The following is a 17,736-nucleotide window of genomic DNA, read 5'->3' as shown; positions in this document are numbered from 1 at the left end:
ATAAACTTGAGATCCTTACACATATTCCTTACCGTTAACCATCGAATATTTAATTTCCTTGTATCTTCATGAAAAAAAGCAAACACTATTTTAAGTGTCTGCCATATTTTTGCAAATTTATCATTCAGAAAAGGTTCACCAAAATTTTCGTGGAATAACTAAGACTCGTTCATATTCAATTCATAACTTCTTTATATACTTCTCTGTAATGAAAATCGAGAAAGGATGTATTTACATATGTCAGAAGCAAAAAAACAAAAAGGATGGCGCCAGTTCATTCGATTGGTTCAACAAACGAAGCCTTCCAAACTAATGATAGGGATTGCATTAGCATTAAGCCTAGGCACAACAGGTGTAGCTTTATTAGTCCCATTATTCACAAAAAATCTAATCAATGATTTTTCAGTCAGTTCACTAAACGCTGAAAGAATCACACTTCTCGTTGTTGCCATCATTGTTCAAGCATTGGCCAGTGGATTTTCCATCTATTTATTAAATCGGATCGGTCAATCCGTAGTGGCAGGTATCCGCGATCAACTATGGAAAAAATTACTTGTATTACCCGTGAGTTATTTTGATGATCATCCATCGGGGGAAACAGTCAGCCGAATGACAAATGATACAACTGTAGTGAAGGGATTAATCTCTGAACATCTCTCTAATTTCGTTACAGGAATCATTTCCATCGTAGGTTCCATGATCGTGTTATTCGTACTGGATTGGAAAATGACATTATTGATGTTCACTGCAATTCCGCTCTCTGTTTTAATATTAATGCCGCTAGGGAAAAAAATGCACAAAATATCAAAAGGGATGCAGGACGAGACAGCAAGCTTCACTGCAGTCCTTCAGCAGGTTCTAATGGAAATACGTCTTGTTAAAGCATCAAATGCAGAAGCTTTGGAATATCAAAATGGCCAAAAAGGAATCCAGAAATTATTTCAATTCGGATTGAAAGAGGCAAAAATCCAAGCGTTGATTGCGCCGCTAATGAGTTTTGTCATGATGGCATTACTCGTCCTGATTTTAGGTTATGGGGGAATGCGTGTTTCTTCAGGAGCACTGACTGCTGGGGCTTTAGTTGCTTTCATCATGTATCTTTTCCAAATAATCATGCCAATGGCTCAATTGGCCAGTTTCTTTACACAATTCCAAAAAGCAACGGGTGCAACAGAGCGCATCATTTCCATTCTGGATTCTGTGGAGGAAGAAGATGCGAAGCGGCCCGTTCAAAATATGGGTCAATCCATCAGCGTGGATCACCTGAACTATAGTTACAATAATGGAGAACAGGTACTTAAAGATATAAGCTTTAACGTTGAGGCCGGTAAGGTCACTGCAATAGTCGGCCCAAGCGGCAGCGGGAAAACGACCCTTTTTTCATTATTCGAGCGTTTCTACAAACCACAGGAAGGATCCATATCCATAGGCGGGACATCCATAAATGATTTCACACTGCTTTCATGGAGAAGCCAGATTGGATATGTTTCACAAGAAAGCCCGATTGTATCCGGTACAATTCGAGATAATATTTGTTATGGCATCAATCGGGATATAACAGATGATGAATTAAATCAAGTGGCTAAAATGGCGTATGCGGATCAATTCATTTCTGAGCTTCCGAACGGATATGATACAGAGGTCGGTGAAAGGGGCATGAAATTATCAGGCGGTCAAAGACAAAGAATTGCAATCGCCCGTGCATTTTTAAGAAACCCGAAAATATTAATGCTGGATGAGGCTACCTCCAGCCTGGACAGCAAATCAGAAAAAGTGGTTCAACAGGCATTAAATCACTTAATGAAAGGAAGAACAACAATAGTCATCGCCCACCGCCTATCGACCGTTATCGGTTCGGATCAAATCATCTTCCTTGAAAAAGGGAAAATAACAGGCAGCGGAACACATAAAGAGCTATATAATACGCACTCATTATATCGCGAATTTGCCCAACAGCAGTTGCACAAGCTTGAACTGGCCTAATTCGCCGAAAGGAAAGAAGAAGGATGACAAAAATATTGATAGTCGATGATGATGCACATATTCGCGAACTTATAAATCTGTTGTTAAGAAAAGAAGGCTTTGATCTATATGAAGCGTCAGATGGAATGCAAGCATTGAAAGTAATGGAAAAAGTGAAAATCGATTTGGCAGTCATCGATATTATGATGCCTAACATGGATGGATGGCAATTATGCAAAGAGTTACGGGAATTTAGTGATATCCCCATTTTAATGCTGACTGCAAAAGGGGAAACAACGCAAAAAGTAAAAGGATTCGGGCTTGGGGCAGATGATTATCTTGTAAAGCCATTTGAACCGATCGAATTGGTTGTTAGAATAAAGGCATTATTAAAACGGTATAAAATCACTATTTCACAAACATTAAATATCGGCGAATTAAAGATGAATCGTAACACGCATGAAATGTCATTCAAAGAACAGGAATATACGATTCCATTAAAAGAATTCGAATTGCTGTTTAAATTAGCAAGCTATCCCGGAAAAACTTTTTCCAGGGAAGATCTTATCGAAGACATTTGGGGCTATGACTATGAAGGGGATGAACGAACTGTCGATGTTCATATAAAAAGAGTGAGGGAACGGTTTCCTGAATCGGAATTCCCCTTCCGGATTAAAACGATTTGGGGATTGGGCTACCGTTTGGAGATAACGAGATGAGAGGCAATCGATTTTTCAAACAAATGCTTGGCATGCTGTTTTTTGTAACGTTTATTTCAATTTCCTTTTCCGCCGGGTACTATATCATTGAGCTTTTGCCCTTAAGGTTAACCAATTATGTTCGGTATCTGGCTACAATCGTGACAAGCATCGCAATCATGATATTAATTGGTCACCTTATCCATGCTATCCATCATAATAAACGGGTAAATATTTACCTCGAAATCATAGATGCCTTAAGGAAAATAGCAAATGGCGATTATAATGTACAACTGGATTTTAATATGGACAAGAGAAACGAAATGACCGATATCATTAACCATTTCAATCACATGGCCAAACAATTGAAGCAAATGGAAGAAATGCGGCAGGAGTTCATCTCTAACGTCTCACATGAAATACAGTCGCCCCTTACCTCCATTGTAGGATTTGCCCAAGCACTTCAATTTAATAAGCTGACAATCGAAGAACGAAATCATTATCTTAATATAATAGAGACAGAGAGCAGGAGATTATCCAAATTAAGTGATAACCTTCTAAAGCTTACATCCCTTGAATCCGAGCATCATCCTTTTGAAAGGACGGATTTCCGGCTGGATCAGCAAATACGGACCATTATTTTGGCTTGTGAACCCGCTTGGTTGGAAAAAGAACTCGAATTGGACATAGCCTTGGAAAAGATTCCAATAGTGGCAGACCAGGATTTGATGAGCCAAGTATGGACAAATTTAATACACAATAGCATCAAATTCACCCGCCATCGCGGAAAGATCACGATTCGATTACAACAGATTGATAGCCAGGCATCCATAACGATATCCGACAATGGAATCGGCATTTCCGAAACCGACCAGTTCCATATATTCGAGCGATTCTATAAAGCCGACCTTGCAAGGGAACGCTCAAAAAGCGGCAGCGGTTTAGGACTATCCATCGTGAAAAAGATTATAGAGATGCATGAAGGGAACATATCCGTGAAAAGCGAACTCGAAAAGGGAACGACCTTCACCATTCTGCTTCCTATTTCGTAAAGGAACTACTCAAACTAGCGGCCAAGGATAGCTACTTGTAATGAATGTATTCTTGGAATATAGGCTGAAACATTACAACCTACATCATCAAGTTTTAATATTTCAGCTTATTGGATGCCAACCTAAAAACTAAAGCATCCTGTTTAAAAGGAGAATGTAAAGTGAAAGAAGTTTTAGATAATAAAACAATCTAAAATTTGCAAGCAGGACAAGTTAGGAGTATTTCCATGCGAAATTATATTAAGGGTTATAAAATTAGCAACGCTCAGACATCTTTTAGAAAATCCCAAAAGCCTGTGCTAGTATTGCTAATGTGAGGGAGTTTTTCTATAATTTTCATTTTCACCTGTTGTTCAAGATCTTCCCTCTCTTGGGGAGATGTATTACTAAGGCTTTTTTTTATTTTTAATTGAAATTCATCTAATAGCTCCTCAATATTCTTTTCTTCCAATATTTGATTTTTAATTCTACATTCCATATAACATGTCCCTCCCTTATTATTTGGTTTCTTAATTTGAAATGATTAATTTTAACCTTTTCAATGATTTTTTGTGAAGACTAGATATATTTTGTGCAGATTCATTAAAGCAGTTTGCCACTTCTTTATTAGAAAAATTGTAAATATAAATAAGTTCAAGTATTTTCAATTGCTTTTTAGACAGTTTGTTTAAAGCGTTATATAAAATTTCGTTTTCAATCTGATCTGGTAAAGAACTATAGAGAGATTGAAATTCATGATTATAAACGGATTCATTATTACGTTCCATAAAATTAGTGTTATCTAAAATCAATTGGTAGCGTTTTCGTCTTTTTCTGTCTTTTTTGTCATATTCAATTGAATAATTGTGAATTAAGGTACTCACATACTTAACAATCCTTGCTCTTTGATAATAAGACTTGAACCGATTATCTAGTGAACATGTATTTTCATTTGTAGGGTTTGCTATTACTTCTTCAAGTAATTGCTTGTTTTTTTCATTTTTAAAAAACTCTTTAATTATTGGATGACTAAATGCTTTTTGAGATTTACGAAAGTATAGTTCTACCTTTTGTTTAGGATTCACATTTTTTCACCTCCTTCCTATTTAAATTATAAATTTTCCTTTAATAAAAAGAGAGGAATAAATGATAAAATAATCAACCGTTAAAGAGCGTTGATTGTCTAAATTTTAGCATGTTTTTACATAATTCAACGTAAACAATTGATTTTAAACTAATTCTTGCTCTTTTTGTAATAGTTTATGAGGAGGGGAGTTCTATGGATCATCAACTTGATATTTGGCTATCAACTATTAGTAACTTGGGGTTTCCTGTAGTTATTACGTTATATTTACTTATGAGATTCGAAAGAAAAATAGATCTTTTAACAGAAGCAATTAACAAGTTCATCGAAGTGTCCAAACAAGGTGATACTTGAACCTCATTGTTTATTTAATATTAAAAAGGAGCATTTCAGTGTAAATGCTCCTTTTTAATATCTATTTCATTAAAGAAAACCCTTTAAACCATCAATTTTTACCCCTCTACTCCATTCACGAATTATTTTCAATTCATTATTTATGTTGGCTATTGTGAGCTCTCCTTCTTTTTCATAAATTTCAGAGGAATTCTCATCATACACCTTTAATACAGTTTTGTATGTGTAATCTCTTGTTCCATTCTCATTTATACTTTGTTCTTCAAGATTCACATCTAGTACTTCAATGCTTTTTTTTAGTTCTTTTGCCACCAATTCTGGAATTTGATATTTACGGTCAGCGATTTGAGCTTTATATTGATCTTCGGATATATAACCTTTAATATTATCTGATATTTCATCAAAAGTTGGAGGATTGGATGGATCTTTAATGGTATATAGTTCTGTATAATACCCTTTAAATAATTCTTCTGCATCCTCTACTTTAATTACATCTTCTTTAACAGGTTCATCTTTATCTTTGGCCACATTCTTGTTACAAGCAACTACACCAAAAAACATGAATATTATAATCATTCTAAGTATTTTATTCATATTCACCCTCCATTTCACTTTTTTATCAAGCTCTATTTATTCTGGAAGTAATTAAATTATATCATTTATTTTTTATTGAAATTGGATATATTTCTGTGAGGGCAATAATAGGAATAATCACTTTGATTGATAATTTCTCCCTATTTACCTCTCTTCTATATGAATGCCGGCAAATTTAGAGAAGGAGGAAAACATATGGCAATTAAAATTTGTGAAAAGTACGGGTCAGTTCACAGAATGTATAGTAAGGGTTTTGCTGTAACAAGGGACCACAAAACCCAAGCATTAATTAAAAAATTAGGTGGTTGGTATAAATGTGCTTGTGGAGAACGATTTATTTGCGAAGGTAGTCCGCACTGGAAAGGATGGAGTATCTTAGATTACGTAACTGAAGGGGCAATTAAAAAGGTACAGGTAATCAAGGGACAAGCGTCGTATATGATAGATAGAAATTTAATTCGTCATACTAAAAATTCCACTTTATCTGGGTATGTATTCTACTATAACGGATAAAAAACGCGGTTTATAATATTCAAGCATGGCTATTAATCTGCACTGTTCCCGTTGTAGGACATATCTTCAAAAATCAGGTGCTATAATGGAATAGAAATGAAAAAACTTGTTTATTAAAATGTTAATTTATCTATTAGGAGCGTGTTTTGAACATTTTTTCAACGCACGCTCCTTCTATAAACCCTTTAGACGAATAATTTCTCTTTTGACTTAATAAAGCTTTTTCACCCATTGTTCTAGTCCACAACTGTTCAAATGCGTGGTTATCTTTAATTCATTTCTCTCCCGTAGACATTCTTTTTAGACATAAAAATATCCCTATAGAGAATATTATCTAAAGGGATATTTTCAATATTACATACCATTATTGTTTAGTATAAAGTTTCACCCCTTAATAATCATTTTTTTATTTCCGCCAAAAAGTTGAACAGTCTGCTTTATCAAAAATATTATACTCTATCATTTTCTCAAGTAATGAGTAATTAACCGGACTGTCCCACTTGACACGTACTAACTGCTTGGTATGATCATAGCCAGCCTGCACGATTTCATCAGAGAAGTGATCGATCCCTGCCTTTTCAGGAGCAACAGCCAAATGATGTTTGGCTACGCTAAAGCCAATAATATATGTGTCATGATCGGTAAACATAGGCTGATTCCACGCAATCTTCGGCATTAGATTTGGAAATTTCTTAGTTACCCAAGCCAGGACTTCTTCCGTTCGTTCCCTATGTTGCGGGTTATCAATATTCGCTAAAAATTCTGCAAAGACTTCCATGCTATTCTCTCCTAAATAAAAAAATTTTATGAAGACTTCATTTTCAACATTACCTAAATTTAATGCCAATATGCGTCTCTTTCAACATGCACCATAGGAATATCATTACATTCCTCTAATGGATGCCATGACTACCTACTGATGGATTTGATAGATTGCATTACACTGCACACCGATTCATATTACCTCGGTCTTCTAATCAACTTGTCAACTTGAGAGGTTCTCGTTGTTTTAAACATAAGAAATACCCCTTTGGCTAATCATAGCCAAAGGGGTAAAGCTTCGCAACTTTTTATAATCTACATTGCATTCATTCCAACTTACTCAACCGTTACACTTTTCGCGAGATTACGCGGTTTATCCACGTCACATTCGCGGTGCAAGGCTGCGTAGTAGGCAATGAGCTGCAGCGGGATAACAGAGATAAGGGGTGTTAATAGTTCATTCACTTCCGGGATGACGAAACGGTCATCCTCTTCTTCCAGACCCTTCATGGAAATGATGCAAGGGTTGGCGCCACGGGCAACCACTTCCTTCACATTACCACGGATGCTTAAGTTGACGCCTGCTTGAGTAGCAAGGGCTATGACAGGTGTACCTTCTTCAATCAAGGCAATCGTTCCATGTTTAAGCTCTCCGCCAGCAAAGCCTTCCGCCTGGATGTAAGAAATCTCCTTCAGCTTAAGTGCCCCTTCAAGTACAACATAGTAGTCAAGGGAACGGCCGATAAAGAAGCAGTTTCTCGTAACGGACAAATATTCACGGGCGATGTCTTCCATCTCTTCTTTCGAATCACATAGTGCTTCCATAGCCGTCGCAACGATTCCAAGCTCTTTTACAAGGTCGAAACCGTACTCCATGTTACGGAATTGGCCAGTTACATTCGCCAAGATGGATAAGACTGCCACTTGGGCTGTGTAGGCCTTTGTAGAGGCTACGGCAATTTCAGGACCAGCATGCAGCAAGAGCGTATAATCCGCTTCACGTGACAATGTAGAGCCAGGTACGTTCGTGATGGTCAGGGCTTTATGACCAAGCGCTTTGATGGACACTAACACGGCACGGCTATCTGCAGTTTCACCACTTTGTGAAATGAAGATGAATAGCGGTTTTTTCGATAATAACGGCATATTGTAAGTGAATTCCGATGCCACATGGACCTCAACCGGAATTTCAGTCATTTTTTCGATGAATTGCTTACCAATCAACCCTGCATGATAGCTGGTTCCGCAAGCGATGATATAAATACGGTCAGCCTCACTTACGGCTTCAGTAATGTTATAGTCGATTGCAAGTTTACCTTCTTCATTTTGGTATGCTTGAATGATTTTACGTATTACGGCTGGCTGCTCGTCGACTTCCTTGAGCATATAGTGAGGATACGTACCTTTTTCAATATCACTTGCATCCAGTTCAGCCGTGTAAGGAGCACGCATGACTTCTTCGTTGGAAAGGTTCTTGATCGTTACCTTTTCATTTGTCACGATAACCATTTCCTTATCCATCAGTTCAAGGAATTGATCTGTGACTTGCAGCATCGCCATTGCATCCGAAGCCACAACGTTAAAGTCTTTTCCGACACCGATCAGCAGCGGGCTTTTATTTTTGGCGACTAAGATGGTTTCATCATTTTCAGCATCCAATAGGGCAATGGCATATGAACCCTCTAATAGAGTGAGTGTTTGACGGAACGCCTCTTCCACTTCCATACCCTCGTTCACGAACTTCTCTATGAGTTGAACGATGACTTCCGTATCCGTTTCACTTTTAAAGGCAACATCCTTCAAATATTCACGTTTTAGAATCGCATAGTTTTCAATGACACCATTATGAACTAAAGTCAATCGACCTGAATTACTTTGGTGAGGATGGGCATTTTCACGGCTTGGCACACCATGTGTAGCCCAGCGCGTATGTCCTATTCCGGTATGCGCCATAGTATTTTCATCCACGGCTGCTCGTAAGTCCGCTATTCTTCCCTTTTCCTTAAAGATTGTCACTCCTGCTTCATTTCTCACAGCAATCCCTGAAGAGTCATAACCGCGGTATTCAAGTTTTTCAAGACCTTTTAATAAAATTTCCTTTGCATCGTTAAGTCCAATATATCCAACAATTCCACACATAATTTCTGTTCCTCCAACCGATTTGAGGGAACAGGAATGCACGGGGGCATCCCTGCCCCCTCATCTCTGATATATATTTTTATAAAGGAAATGCCCTAAAGCACTTTTTCCCATTGTGCATTTCCGACCCTTTGTGCAGTAAGTTGCCCTACTGTTTTAAGATTGGAATTATTGCGGCTGTGCACTTCAGCCGGGAGGTATCCGCCGATCATTCGATAAACCTCCTCCTCGTCAACTAAGTCATTTCTCGTCCAGACTTAGTTCAGGCGCTTTTGTGAATCCATTCTCTCCTTGCCTACCCTCCTTTTTAAAACAACCATTTTTAGAAAGTGAGTTGTAAATCAGGATAATCATACCTTAAACAAGGGACATAGGTCAATTCTTAATTACCTTACCAACAAAAAAGACTTCTTTATAAAAATATGCATAAAAGGAAATTTCGTTCCTTTTATGCATAGGATTAGTTATTCGTTCATTCCCATTTCCGCTCTTACAACTGCGACGATGCGCTCTACATAATTAGTGCATTCCTCAGCTGTCGGTGCTTCAGCCATAACACGGACTAGAGGTTCAGTACCGGATGGTCTCACCAAAATGCGGCCGTTTCCGTTCATTTCCCCTTCGACTGCCTTGATGACTTCCTGTACCTTTTCATTATCTGTTACAGCGTGTTTATCGGTAACTCTGACATTGATCAGCGTTTGTGGATATTTCTTCATCTCGCCAGCGAGCTCGGATAAGGTTTTTTGGGTGTCGCTCATGATGTTCACAAGCTGCAAGCCCGTCAATAAGCCATCTCCTGTCGTGTTATAGTCCAGGAAGATGATATGTCCGGATTGCTCTCCGCCAAGGTTATAGCCGCCTTTACGCATCTCCTCGACCACATAGCGATCCCCCACTGCCGTCTGGGCGCTTTGTATACCATGCTCTTCAAGACCCTTATAAAAACCAAGGTTGCTCATGATCGTAGAAACCACTGTTCCCTGTTTCAAACGGTTATTATCTTTCAAGTATTTCGCACAGATATACATGATTTGGTCGCCGTCCACTATATTTCCTTTTTCATCTATTGCAATGACGCGGTCTCCGTCGCCATCAAATGCAAGCCCAACATCCGCACCTTTTTCTTTTAAGAATTCAGCAAGTGCCTCAGGGTGGGTGGAACCTACCTTATCATTAATGTTCAAGCCATTGGGCGATGCCCCCATTGTAGAGATGTCTGCATCAAGATCTGCAAACAAATGCATGGCCAAGGCAGATGTAGCCCCATGTGCACAATCAAGAGCAACATGAATGCCTGTAAAATCTTCATCCACTGATTGTTTCAAATACTGGAGATACTTTTGCCCTCCTTCGAAATAATCGTTCAAATGGCCTAAATCTCCGCCAACCGGGCGTGGAAGCTCATCCTTTTCCTTATCTAATAGTGCTTCAATTTCCGCTTCTTGATCATCGGATAACTTAAATCCATCCGGTCCAAAGAATTTAATGCCATTATCCGCTACCGGATTATGCGAAGCGGAGATCATGACACCTGCTTCAGCACTTAAGGCCTTTGTTAAATAGGCTACTCCCGGTGTCGAAATGACACCCAGGCGCATCACTTCAGCCCCAATGGATAAAAGACCTGCAACAAGCGCACCTTCCAGCATTTCACCTGAAATACGAGTATCGCGCCCTATAAGCACTTTGGGTTTTTCTGTATTTCTAGTAAGAACGTAGCCACCAAAACGGCCTAGTTTAAATGCCAACTCCGGTGTTAACTCGCTATTCGCTATACCCCTTACTCCGTCTGTTCCAAAATATTTACCCATCTTTATCGCTCCTTCTTCGAATCGTTACTGAAATTAATGATGATGTTAAAGGAAGGTCATGTCTCTTCTTCTTTTTGAGTGATGGTGACCGAAACCGTTTTAGAATCCAGTTCCCATTCCACTCCCTCAGGCACTGTTACCGCCAGATCCACATCATGCGTACCTTCATCTAAATTACTCACATCTACTGTAAGATTAATGTCGTCTTTAGTTATTTTCTTCAAATCATCCGCCTCACCAAGCAAAGTGATGCTGGTTACATCGGATTCCAATTCGGCATCTTGGTCATCCCGTATGCCCACAGGAACTATTTGTATATTATTGAAAGTTTTGGACTCAATGGCAGCCGGTTCATCTTCTTCTTCTGGTTCTGGTTTTTCTTCGACTACTTGTTCTTCTTGTTTTTGTTCGGTTTCTGGTTCTTCCTCTTCCACGACTGGCTCTGCATTCTCTTCATCTACATCAACTTTTTCTGTACGAATCTTGACCTGCGCCTTACCCAAGGACATTTTTTGTACACTATCCGGTTTATTAAGATCGAGTTCCAGTTCTGTATCACCATCAATTTTCGAGATATTTACAGGAAGATTTATTTCATCTATTTTCTCCAGGCTCGTTTCCGAACCAAATAAGGTGACCTCTTTTGGATCGACACTTATACTCGTGATCCTGATTCCATCCTTTGCCTTGCCGGTTTGCTTCGGTGCTATCGACACCGTCTTGGAAGGAATGCTCACTTTTAAGGAAACGGCAACAGAAGATGGCTCAATCGTCACATCCAGCTTATTCAAATCCCTGTCCAAGGCTTTAACGGTTGCCTTGCTGTTCACCGTTTCGTTAAGTCCCTTACTTATTTCAAGGTTTGCCTTTACATAGGAAATTTGTTCAATTGCATCTTTAGCACCCGTTATTTTAACAGTTTTCGGGCTGACTGTTGGCTGACCAGCTGTATACCCCTCTTCAAGTAAAGAGCTGTTATACTCGGCCTCAACGGAGAATTCCTTCGTCACCCGTTCCTGAACGTTGACTTCCGCATATTCCGGATCGATCGTCGCCACTAACTTTTCATTCAAATCACTTATTTTAAATGTGACAGTTCTGTCCCCCATTGAGATTGCAGGATCAGAAAGGTCAACATACACTTTAAAATCCCTTTGGTTTTTCGCATTAATCAATAGGCTTTTTGCTCCCTTTAGAGTAACATCAACTGTTTCAGGCACCCCGCTCACCACTAGATTCTCACGGTCATAGTACACTTCAACCGGTACATTTTCGATGGTCTCCGTACTGATTTCAGGGGCAGTCGATAAACCAAGGGATTTTTTATCCGACTCCATCTCAAAGTTAATGGAAATGAACAAAAGTGCTGCCAAGGCAAAAGCTACGATTCTCATAAACCAAGCGCTATTGGTGAATTTATCCATTCTTTTTCCCCCTCCAGTTAAAGATGCTTGAGGAAGTTGATTTGATATTTTCCACTACCAGTTCACTTGTAAGCATGGCCCTAAATGATTCTTGATTCAAATCCCGGTAAAGTTCCCCGTTTTTAGTGACGGATATTCCTCCCGTTTCTTCTGATACGACAATCGTCAGACTATCCGTAACTTCACTCATGCCTATGGCTGCCCTATGCCGTGTGCCAAGTTCCTTTGATATGAATGGACTCTCTGATAATGGCAAATAGCAAGCGGCAGCTGCCACCTGGTTATTTTGTAAAATAACTGCACCATCATGGAGCGGCGTATTAGGGATGAAGATATTAATGAGCAGTTCTGAAGAAATATAGGATTTCAGGGGTATCCCCGTTTCAACATAATCTCCCAGCTCCGTACCTTTTTCTATCGTAATCAAGGCACCAATCCGCCTTTTTGCCATATAGGTGGACGCCTTTAGGATTTCCTCGACTAAACGCTCTTGCTGATTCTCTTCTGGAACGGTGCCCCTTGCAAAGAGCTTCCCGCGTCCTAATTGTTCAAGTGCCCTTCTCAGTTCAGGTTGAAAAATGACGAGAATTGCCAATACTCCCCAATTCATGACTTGTGCCATTAACCATCCGAGTGTATTGAAACCAAACAGGTTGCTTAAGCTTTTTACAATGACAATTACAAAAATTCCTTTTAGCAGCTGAATAGCCTTCGTGCCTCGAATAATAGTTAACAATTTATATATCACAAACCATACAAGGAGAATATCAATGAAATTTACTACATAGTCCCAAACAGTCAAATTGGTTAAAGACATGTTGTTTCCTCCAGTCAGTATTACTCCAAATACCAATAACAATCTTTATTTACAATAACCTTAATAGTATACCATTTTTTAAATGATTCATCTAAAAACTAGTGTGAGAAATTTACACAGGAAAAAAGAACCATTAAAAACGGTTCCCCTTCCTTTAAAAAATAAAGCTGGGCGAAGTCATCGTAAATCAAAAACGATGCCCCTGCCCAGCTTCTATTCCTTATTCCTTTTTCTCCTCTTTGGCAGGAACCAACGAGGTTGCAGTGTCCTTCACTTTATACCACATCCACTCAAAAGCTTGGTCAATAACATAGATGCTTCCGGTCACATTACCTGCTTTAGACATATACTTATGCCCATTTATGACTGTCACATCTCCCTCTACTTCACCATCTATTTGAATATTACCATTTTGAACTACCACATTTCCCTTGATTGTCTCACCCTCAGGCACAATAACCGTTTCACCTTCGACCACTAAGTTAGGCTGCTTTGAAACTGAAAAATGTTCGTCCTGATTATAAGTGGAAAAAACAGATCCTGTCATCAATATGATGAACATCGCTGCCGCTGTCATGAAAGGATGGCTTTTGAACCAACGTTTGGCACCTGTTGTTTTCGTTTCCTTTGGCAATTGAGCCATAACCTTCGCTGTAAAATCATCCGGGGCCTTTATATGGGAAGTGCTTTGTACAAGAGCGACCGCCTTTTTCATTTCATGAAAGTAATCCCGGCATTCAGCACAGTCATGCAAGTGCTCCCGTAAAACTTCTTTATGCTCCGGTTTGATGTCCTCATCTAAATAATCATGCATATATTCAATGATTTCCTCATGGCAGTTCATTTTTCTCACCTTCTTTTTATAAATGGCGTAGTTGTTTACGCAAGGCTTCGCGACCGCGATGTATCCTCGTCTTAACCGTACCGACCGGCAAATCGAGTATCTCACTGATTTCCTTTAGAGATAACTCTTCAATATACTTCAATACGATTACCGATCGGTATTTCTCGGGCAATTTCATTATTTCCACTTGAATGGTTTCCTGCAGTTCTAATGATTCAACCTCTTCCTCGGGTTTCGCCATATCCGATGCAATTTGGGAATACATATTCAATCCCTCTGTTCCTGCCACCTCTGCATCCAGATAGTAGTCCGGTTTTTTCTTGCGAAGCCGGTCAATACAAAGATTGGTCGCAATCCGATATAACCATGTAGAAAATTTCATTGTTATATTGAAACTTCGAATGTTCACGTAGGCCCTTACAAAGGCCTCTTGAGCCAAATCTTCTGCTTCTTGCCTGTTTCCGAGCATCCTGAAACATATTTGGAAAACTTTGTCCTTGTAAATTTCGACAATTTCACCAAAGGCATTATGGTCTCCTTTTAATACTTGATTAATTCTCTCTTTAATGAGTGCATCCATTTTCCGGTATTACCCCCGCTCATGCGGCTATACGATTACTACGAATCGTAAGCTGAAAGGTTTCAAAAATTTAATACATTAATTTTAACAAAGTTTTACATTTTATGTTTAAGAAAAAAAAAACAGGGCTATATAGTAAGAAATTGTAAAATTCAAAGGAGTGATTCTCTATATGAGTACTGAACAAATTTTAGACCATATTGAACAATGCAGACAGAAAATGATGTTTTTGGCTTCCCGTTCTTCCATGGTGGATAATGAAGTTATTGAAGTTAGCAGCAAACTGGATTCTTTAATCATTCAATACATCCATTTAACTAAAAATGAAAATCTCATGGACAGACGTGCTCTCAAGTGAGCATGGATAGAAAATTGCAACCATTTATCTATAGATATGTTTCTGTTACATACACCCTGGTAAATAAACCTACGTCTTCTAGCATATAAAAAACAGTAACCCATTACAAGCCGGTTACTGTTTCTTTTAATTATTAGTTATAATAATTTTTCACCAAATAGCGAACCCAGTAAGGCCACGGCAACGATTGCCGTTTTATTTCGCTCATCTAAAATGGGATTCACTTCAACGAATTCAGCGGATGTAATCAAGTTGGATTCCGCAAGCATTTCCATGGCCAAATGACTTTCCCGATAACTTATACCACCAATCACCGGGGTCCCGACTCCGGGTGCATCTGCTGGGTCCACTCCATCCAAATCCAGTGAAAGGTGGACGCCATCCGTTCTTTCCCTTAAATAATCAATGCATTCTTCCATGACCCGTGTCATTCCCAACCGGTCGATCTCATGCATCGTGAATACTTTAATCCCTTTCTCACGGATAAGTTCCTTTTCCCCTTCATCCAATGACCTCGCTCCAATGATTACGATGTTTTTCGGTTTCACTTTTGGAGCAAAACCATGTATATTGATCAGGTCCGGATGGCCAATCCCAATACTGACAGCCAAGGGCATCCCGTGTATATTTCCTGATGGTGAAGTATCTTCCGTATTTAAATCGCCATGTGCATCGTACCAAATCACACCTAGATTCTCATAGTGCTTTGCGACTCCTGCCAGTGTGCCTATCGCTATTGAATGGTCTCCTCCCAATACAAGCGGAAAGGAACCTTCTTCTATTATTTCATCAACTCTTGTAGCTAACTGGGTATTACCTTTTGCTACAAGCTGTAAGTTTTTTAAATTTGTCCCGGGCTCATCTGCATTTTCAGGACGCCCTACAATTATATCCCCTAAATCCTCTACTTCTATATTCAACTTTTCAAGACGCTCGACAATCTCTGCGCAGCGGATGGCACTAGGTCCCATATCCACCCCTCGCCTTGCTTGACCAAGGTCCATGGGCAATCCGATGACGGAAATTTTCTGAATAGACATACAATTCCCCCTTTCCACCATTTTATATCGTATATGCCAATTGGTTCAACTCGACATTTCCATGTATAAAGATGCACGTTTTCCGATAACATATGTTTTTTGTGAAAAAATATCTTTCTGGGGATTAGTTTACCCAACTATGCCTTAAACAAAAAAAAGTCTTAAACCATTTTTGGCTTAAGACGTAAGTTTTGGTGTATGTAGTTGATGGTGGAGCCTAGCGGGATCGAACCGCTGACCTCCTGCGTGCAAGGCAGGCGCTCTCCCAGCTGAGCTAAGGCCCCTAAGGAATTTAAAATATATTAAGCGGAAGACGGGATTCGAACCCGCGACCCCAACCTTGGCAAGGTTGTATTCTACCACTGAACTACTTCCGCAAATGGCTGGGCTAGAAGGGATCGAACCTTCGCATGACGGAATCAAAATCCGTTGCCTTACCGCTTGGCTATAGCCCAATATATGATATGAATGATTAATGTACAACAAAATAAAAAGGTGGTAATCATATATTTCCCCAATACAGAGAATATATAACTGATCCACAGGATTTTATTAAAATGGTGGAGGGGGGCAGATTCGAACTGCCGAACCCGAAGGAGCGGATTTACAGTCCGCCGCGTTTAGCCACTTCGCTACCCCTCCGCAATATATGGTTGTAAATGGTGCCGGCAAGAGGACTTGAACCCCCAACCTACTGATTACAAGTCAGTTGCTCTACCAGTTGAGCTACACCGGCAAGTAAAGAATAAAATGGTGGAGGATGACGGGATCGAACCGCCGACCCTCTGCTTGTAAGGCAGATGCTCTCCCAGCTGAGCTAATCCTCCGGATTAATGATTTAAAATGGTGACCCGTACGGGATTCGAACCCGTGTTACCGCCGTGAAAGGGCGGTGTCTTAACCGCTTGACCAACGGGCCGAACTGTTTTTTTGTTCATAGATAGATTGGGAAGCTCCCAAGCGGATTCGAACCGCTGACCTCTTCCTTACCATGGAAGTGCTCTACCTACTGAGCTATGGAAGCATATGGCTCCGCAGGTAGGACTCGAACCTACGACCGTTCGGTTAACAGCCGAATGCTCTACCACTGAGCTACTGCGGAATAATATAATGTTTCCTAAAACCCATTAAAGATTTAAATGAACAGCTTGGCGGCGTCCTACTCTCACAGGGGGAAACCCCCAACTACCATCGGCGCTGAAGAGCTTAACTGCCGTGTTCGGAATGGGAACGGGTGTGACCTCTTCGCTATCGCCACCAAACATAAAAGGAACGTTGTTCCTTCAAAACTAGATAATAAGAAGGTATTTCATTTTTTAAAAAGCGTTGGTTAAGTCCTCGATCTATTAGTATCAGTCAGCTCCACATGTCACCATGCTTCCACCTCTGACCTATCAACCTGATCATCTTTCAGGGATCTTACTAGCTTGCGCCATGGGAAATCTCATCTTGAGGGGGGCTTCATGCTTAGATGCTTTCAGCACTTATCCCGTCCGCACGTAGCTACCCAGCTATGCCTTTGGCAAGACAACTGGTACACCAGCGGTGCGTCCATCCCGGTCCTCTCGTACTAAGGACAGCTCCTCTCAAATTTCCTGCGCCCGCGACGGATAGGGACCGAACTGTCTCACGACGTTCTGAACCCAGCTCGCGTACCGCTTTAATGGGCGAACAGCCCAACCCTTGGGACCGACTACAGCCCCAGGATGCGATGAGCCGACA

General features: G+C 40.0%; 17 protein-coding genes, 9 tRNA genes and 2 rRNA genes (1 of these 28 running past the window's edge). 6 read left to right on the top strand and 22 right to left on the bottom strand.

What is annotated here, in order from left to right; genetic code table 11:
* Positions 1-225 precede the first annotated feature (225 nt).
* The 3 genes from AC0VX1_RS01065 to AC0VX1_RS01055 are packed head-to-tail and all read left to right on the top strand — an operon-like array spanning position 226 to position 3,712.
* Positions 226-1,983, top strand: a complete 1,758-nt coding sequence (locus AC0VX1_RS01065) for an ABC transporter ATP-binding protein (RefSeq protein ID WP_475469617.1) — start codon at positions 226-228, stop codon at positions 1,981-1,983.
* Positions 1,984-2,006: 23 nt separating this feature from the next.
* Positions 2,007-2,681, top strand: coding sequence for a response regulator transcription factor (locus AC0VX1_RS01060; protein WP_057276352.1), 675 nt, complete (start codon positions 2,007-2,009; stop codon positions 2,679-2,681).
* Positions 2,678-3,712: a sensor histidine kinase gene (locus AC0VX1_RS01055; RefSeq protein WP_475469616.1), complete on the top strand. Its 1,035-nt coding sequence runs from the start codon at positions 2,678-2,680 to the stop codon at positions 3,710-3,712. The genes AC0VX1_RS01060 and AC0VX1_RS01055 overlap by 4 nt, the downstream gene beginning before the upstream one ends.
* Before the next feature lie 265 nt (positions 3,713-3,977).
* Here AC0VX1_RS01055 and AC0VX1_RS01050 read toward each other — a convergent pair whose 3' ends face one another.
* Together AC0VX1_RS01050 and AC0VX1_RS01045 are read right to left on the bottom strand one after the other, a co-directional pair.
* Positions 3,978-4,190, bottom strand: coding sequence for a hypothetical protein (locus AC0VX1_RS01050; protein ID WP_096340836.1), 213 nt, complete (start codon positions 4,188-4,190; stop codon positions 3,978-3,980).
* Between the two features lie 31 nt (positions 4,191-4,221).
* Positions 4,222-4,776, bottom strand: coding sequence for a sigma-70 family RNA polymerase sigma factor (locus AC0VX1_RS01045; protein WP_413010785.1), 555 nt, complete (start codon positions 4,774-4,776; stop codon positions 4,222-4,224).
* A 194-nt stretch (positions 4,777-4,970) separates the two neighbouring features.
* Here AC0VX1_RS01045 and AC0VX1_RS01040 point away from each other — a divergent pair, with 194 nt between their 5' ends.
* Positions 4,971-5,129, top strand: coding sequence for a YvrJ family protein (locus AC0VX1_RS01040; protein ID WP_241637720.1), 159 nt, complete (start codon positions 4,971-4,973; stop codon positions 5,127-5,129).
* A 69-nt stretch (positions 5,130-5,198) separates the two neighbouring features.
* Here the strand turns inward: AC0VX1_RS01040 and AC0VX1_RS01035 are convergent, their stop codons facing one another.
* Positions 5,199-5,723 carry a hypothetical protein gene (locus AC0VX1_RS01035; protein WP_241637719.1) on the bottom strand — a complete coding sequence of 175 codons (525 nt, stop codon included), beginning with the start codon at positions 5,721-5,723 and terminating at the stop codon, positions 5,199-5,201.
* 195 nt (positions 5,724-5,918) lie between these two features.
* Here AC0VX1_RS01035 and AC0VX1_RS01030 point away from each other — a divergent pair, with 195 nt between their 5' ends.
* Entirely contained in the window at positions 5,919-6,236 is a 318-nt protein-coding gene (locus AC0VX1_RS01030) for a hypothetical protein (protein ID WP_096340841.1), read from the top strand.
* 406 nt (positions 6,237-6,642) lie between these two features.
* Here AC0VX1_RS01030 and AC0VX1_RS01025 read toward each other — a convergent pair whose 3' ends face one another.
* The 7 genes from AC0VX1_RS01025 to sigW form a co-directional block, all read right to left on the bottom strand.
* On the bottom strand, positions 6,643-7,014 hold the full coding sequence (locus AC0VX1_RS01025; RefSeq protein ID WP_475471673.1) for an iron chaperone: 372 nt from the start codon (positions 7,012-7,014) through the stop codon (positions 6,643-6,645).
* A gap of 320 nt (positions 7,015-7,334) precedes the next feature.
* Positions 7,335-9,137 (bottom strand): glutamine--fructose-6-phosphate transaminase (isomerizing), encoded by a 1,803-nt coding sequence (gene glmS, locus AC0VX1_RS01020; protein ID WP_034304927.1) that lies wholly within the window; start codon positions 9,135-9,137, stop codon positions 7,335-7,337.
* Positions 9,138-9,601: 464 nt separating this feature from the next.
* Positions 9,602-10,951: a phosphoglucosamine mutase gene (glmM, locus tag AC0VX1_RS01015; protein ID WP_106028286.1), complete on the bottom strand. Its 1,350-nt coding sequence runs from the start codon at positions 10,949-10,951 to the stop codon at positions 9,602-9,604.
* A gap of 56 nt (positions 10,952-11,007) precedes the next feature.
* Positions 11,008-12,375 (bottom strand): CdaR family protein, encoded by a 1,368-nt coding sequence (locus tag AC0VX1_RS01010; RefSeq protein ID WP_413003604.1) that lies wholly within the window; start codon positions 12,373-12,375, stop codon positions 11,008-11,010.
* Positions 12,368-13,192, bottom strand: a complete 825-nt coding sequence (gene cdaA, locus AC0VX1_RS01005) for a diadenylate cyclase CdaA (RefSeq protein WP_034304935.1) — start codon at positions 13,190-13,192, stop codon at positions 12,368-12,370. Before cdaA ends, AC0VX1_RS01010 begins: the two co-directional genes overlap by 8 nt.
* Positions 13,193-13,412: 220 nt before the next feature.
* Positions 13,413-14,036: an anti-sigma factor family protein gene (locus tag AC0VX1_RS01000; protein WP_098866070.1), complete on the bottom strand. Its 624-nt coding sequence runs from the start codon at positions 14,034-14,036 to the stop codon at positions 13,413-13,415.
* 16 nt (positions 14,037-14,052) lie between these two features.
* Positions 14,053-14,616 (bottom strand): RNA polymerase sigma factor SigW, encoded by a 564-nt coding sequence (gene sigW / locus AC0VX1_RS00995; protein WP_048685727.1) that lies wholly within the window; start codon positions 14,614-14,616, stop codon positions 14,053-14,055.
* A 172-nt stretch (positions 14,617-14,788) separates the two neighbouring features.
* Between sigW and AC0VX1_RS00990 the strand changes: the two genes are divergently transcribed.
* On the top strand, positions 14,789-14,974 hold the full coding sequence (locus AC0VX1_RS00990; RefSeq protein WP_268938269.1) for an aspartyl-phosphate phosphatase Spo0E family protein: 186 nt from the start codon (positions 14,789-14,791) through the stop codon (positions 14,972-14,974).
* A 137-nt stretch (positions 14,975-15,111) separates the two neighbouring features.
* On the opposite strand, the gene rocF is transcribed toward AC0VX1_RS00990, so the two are convergent.
* The 12 genes from rocF to AC0VX1_RS00930 form a co-directional block, all read right to left on the bottom strand.
* Complete coding sequence (gene rocF, locus AC0VX1_RS00985; RefSeq protein ID WP_475469615.1) at positions 15,112-16,014, bottom strand: arginase; 903 nt, start codon at positions 16,012-16,014, stop codon at positions 15,112-15,114.
* A 208-nt stretch (positions 16,015-16,222) separates the two neighbouring features.
* Positions 16,223-16,298: transfer RNA gene (locus AC0VX1_RS00980), tRNA-Ala, on the bottom strand.
* Positions 16,299-16,319: 21 nt separating this feature from the next.
* Positions 16,320-16,391, bottom strand: a tRNA-Gly gene (locus tag AC0VX1_RS00975).
* A 3-nt stretch (positions 16,392-16,394) separates the two neighbouring features.
* A tRNA-Gln gene (locus tag AC0VX1_RS00970) sits at positions 16,395-16,469 on the bottom strand.
* A gap of 103 nt (positions 16,470-16,572) precedes the next feature.
* Positions 16,573-16,656: transfer RNA gene (locus AC0VX1_RS00965), tRNA-Tyr, on the bottom strand.
* 18 nt (positions 16,657-16,674) lie between these two features.
* Positions 16,675-16,750, bottom strand: a tRNA-Thr gene (locus AC0VX1_RS00960).
* Between the two features lie 15 nt (positions 16,751-16,765).
* A tRNA-Val gene (locus AC0VX1_RS00955) sits at positions 16,766-16,841 on the bottom strand.
* 17 nt (positions 16,842-16,858) lie between these two features.
* A tRNA-Glu gene (locus tag AC0VX1_RS00950) sits at positions 16,859-16,933 on the bottom strand.
* Positions 16,934-16,965: 32 nt separating this feature from the next.
* Positions 16,966-17,038: transfer RNA gene (locus AC0VX1_RS00945), tRNA-Thr, on the bottom strand.
* A gap of 3 nt (positions 17,039-17,041) precedes the next feature.
* Positions 17,042-17,116: transfer RNA gene (locus AC0VX1_RS00940), tRNA-Asn, on the bottom strand.
* Positions 17,117-17,160: 44 nt separating this feature from the next.
* Positions 17,161-17,276: ribosomal RNA gene (rrf, locus tag AC0VX1_RS00935) — 5S ribosomal RNA — on the bottom strand.
* Between the two features lie 64 nt (positions 17,277-17,340).
* A 23S ribosomal RNA gene (locus tag AC0VX1_RS00930) occupies positions 17,341-17,736 on the bottom strand; it runs 2,537 nt beyond the window's last position.

Source organism: Peribacillus sp. QJM3NY_7 (assembly GCF_056173225.1).
The sequence above is the reverse complement of the archived record's forward strand: the minus strand, read 5'-3'. Positions and strand labels throughout refer to the sequence as shown.

Excerpts from the sequence above, each read along its gene's own strand:
- AC0VX1_RS01065 (WP_475469617.1), top strand. The coding sequence starts at position 226 with ATGTATTTACATATGTCAGAAGCAAAAAAACAAAAAGGATGGCGCCAG.
- AC0VX1_RS01060 (WP_057276352.1), top strand. The coding sequence starts at position 2,007 with ATGACAAAAATATTGATAGTCGATGATGATGCACATATTCGCGAACTT.
- AC0VX1_RS01055 (WP_475469616.1), top strand. The coding sequence starts at position 2,678 with ATGAGAGGCAATCGATTTTTCAAACAAATGCTTGGCATGCTGTTTTTT.
- AC0VX1_RS01050 (WP_096340836.1), bottom strand. The coding sequence starts at position 4,190 with ATGGAATGTAGAATTAAAAATCAAATATTGGAAGAAAAGAATATTGAG.
- AC0VX1_RS01040 (WP_241637720.1), top strand. The coding sequence starts at position 4,971 with ATGGATCATCAACTTGATATTTGGCTATCAACTATTAGTAACTTGGGG.
- AC0VX1_RS01035 (WP_241637719.1), bottom strand. The coding sequence starts at position 5,723 with ATGAATAAAATACTTAGAATGATTATAATATTCATGTTTTTTGGTGTA.
- AC0VX1_RS01030 (WP_096340841.1), top strand. The coding sequence starts at position 5,919 with ATGGCAATTAAAATTTGTGAAAAGTACGGGTCAGTTCACAGAATGTAT.
- AC0VX1_RS01025 (WP_475471673.1), bottom strand. The coding sequence starts at position 7,014 with ATGGAAGTCTTTGCAGAATTTTTAGCGAATATTGATAACCCGCAACAT.
- glmS (WP_034304927.1), bottom strand. The coding sequence starts at position 9,137 with ATGTGTGGAATTGTTGGATATATTGGACTTAACGATGCAAAGGAAATT.
- glmM (WP_106028286.1), bottom strand. The coding sequence starts at position 10,951 with ATGGGTAAATATTTTGGAACAGACGGAGTAAGGGGTATAGCGAATAGC.
- AC0VX1_RS01010 (WP_413003604.1), bottom strand. The coding sequence starts at position 12,375 with ATGGATAAATTCACCAATAGCGCTTGGTTTATGAGAATCGTAGCTTTT.
- cdaA (WP_034304935.1), bottom strand. The coding sequence starts at position 13,192 with ATGTCTTTAACCAATTTGACTGTTTGGGACTATGTAGTAAATTTCATT.
- AC0VX1_RS01000 (WP_098866070.1), bottom strand. The coding sequence starts at position 14,036 with ATGAACTGCCATGAGGAAATCATTGAATATATGCATGATTATTTAGAT.
- sigW (WP_048685727.1), bottom strand. The coding sequence starts at position 14,616 with ATGGATGCACTCATTAAAGAGAGAATTAATCAAGTATTAAAAGGAGAC.
- AC0VX1_RS00990 (WP_268938269.1), top strand. The coding sequence starts at position 14,789 with ATGAGTACTGAACAAATTTTAGACCATATTGAACAATGCAGACAGAAA.
- rocF (WP_475469615.1), bottom strand. The coding sequence starts at position 16,014 with ATGTCTATTCAGAAAATTTCCGTCATCGGATTGCCCATGGACCTTGGT.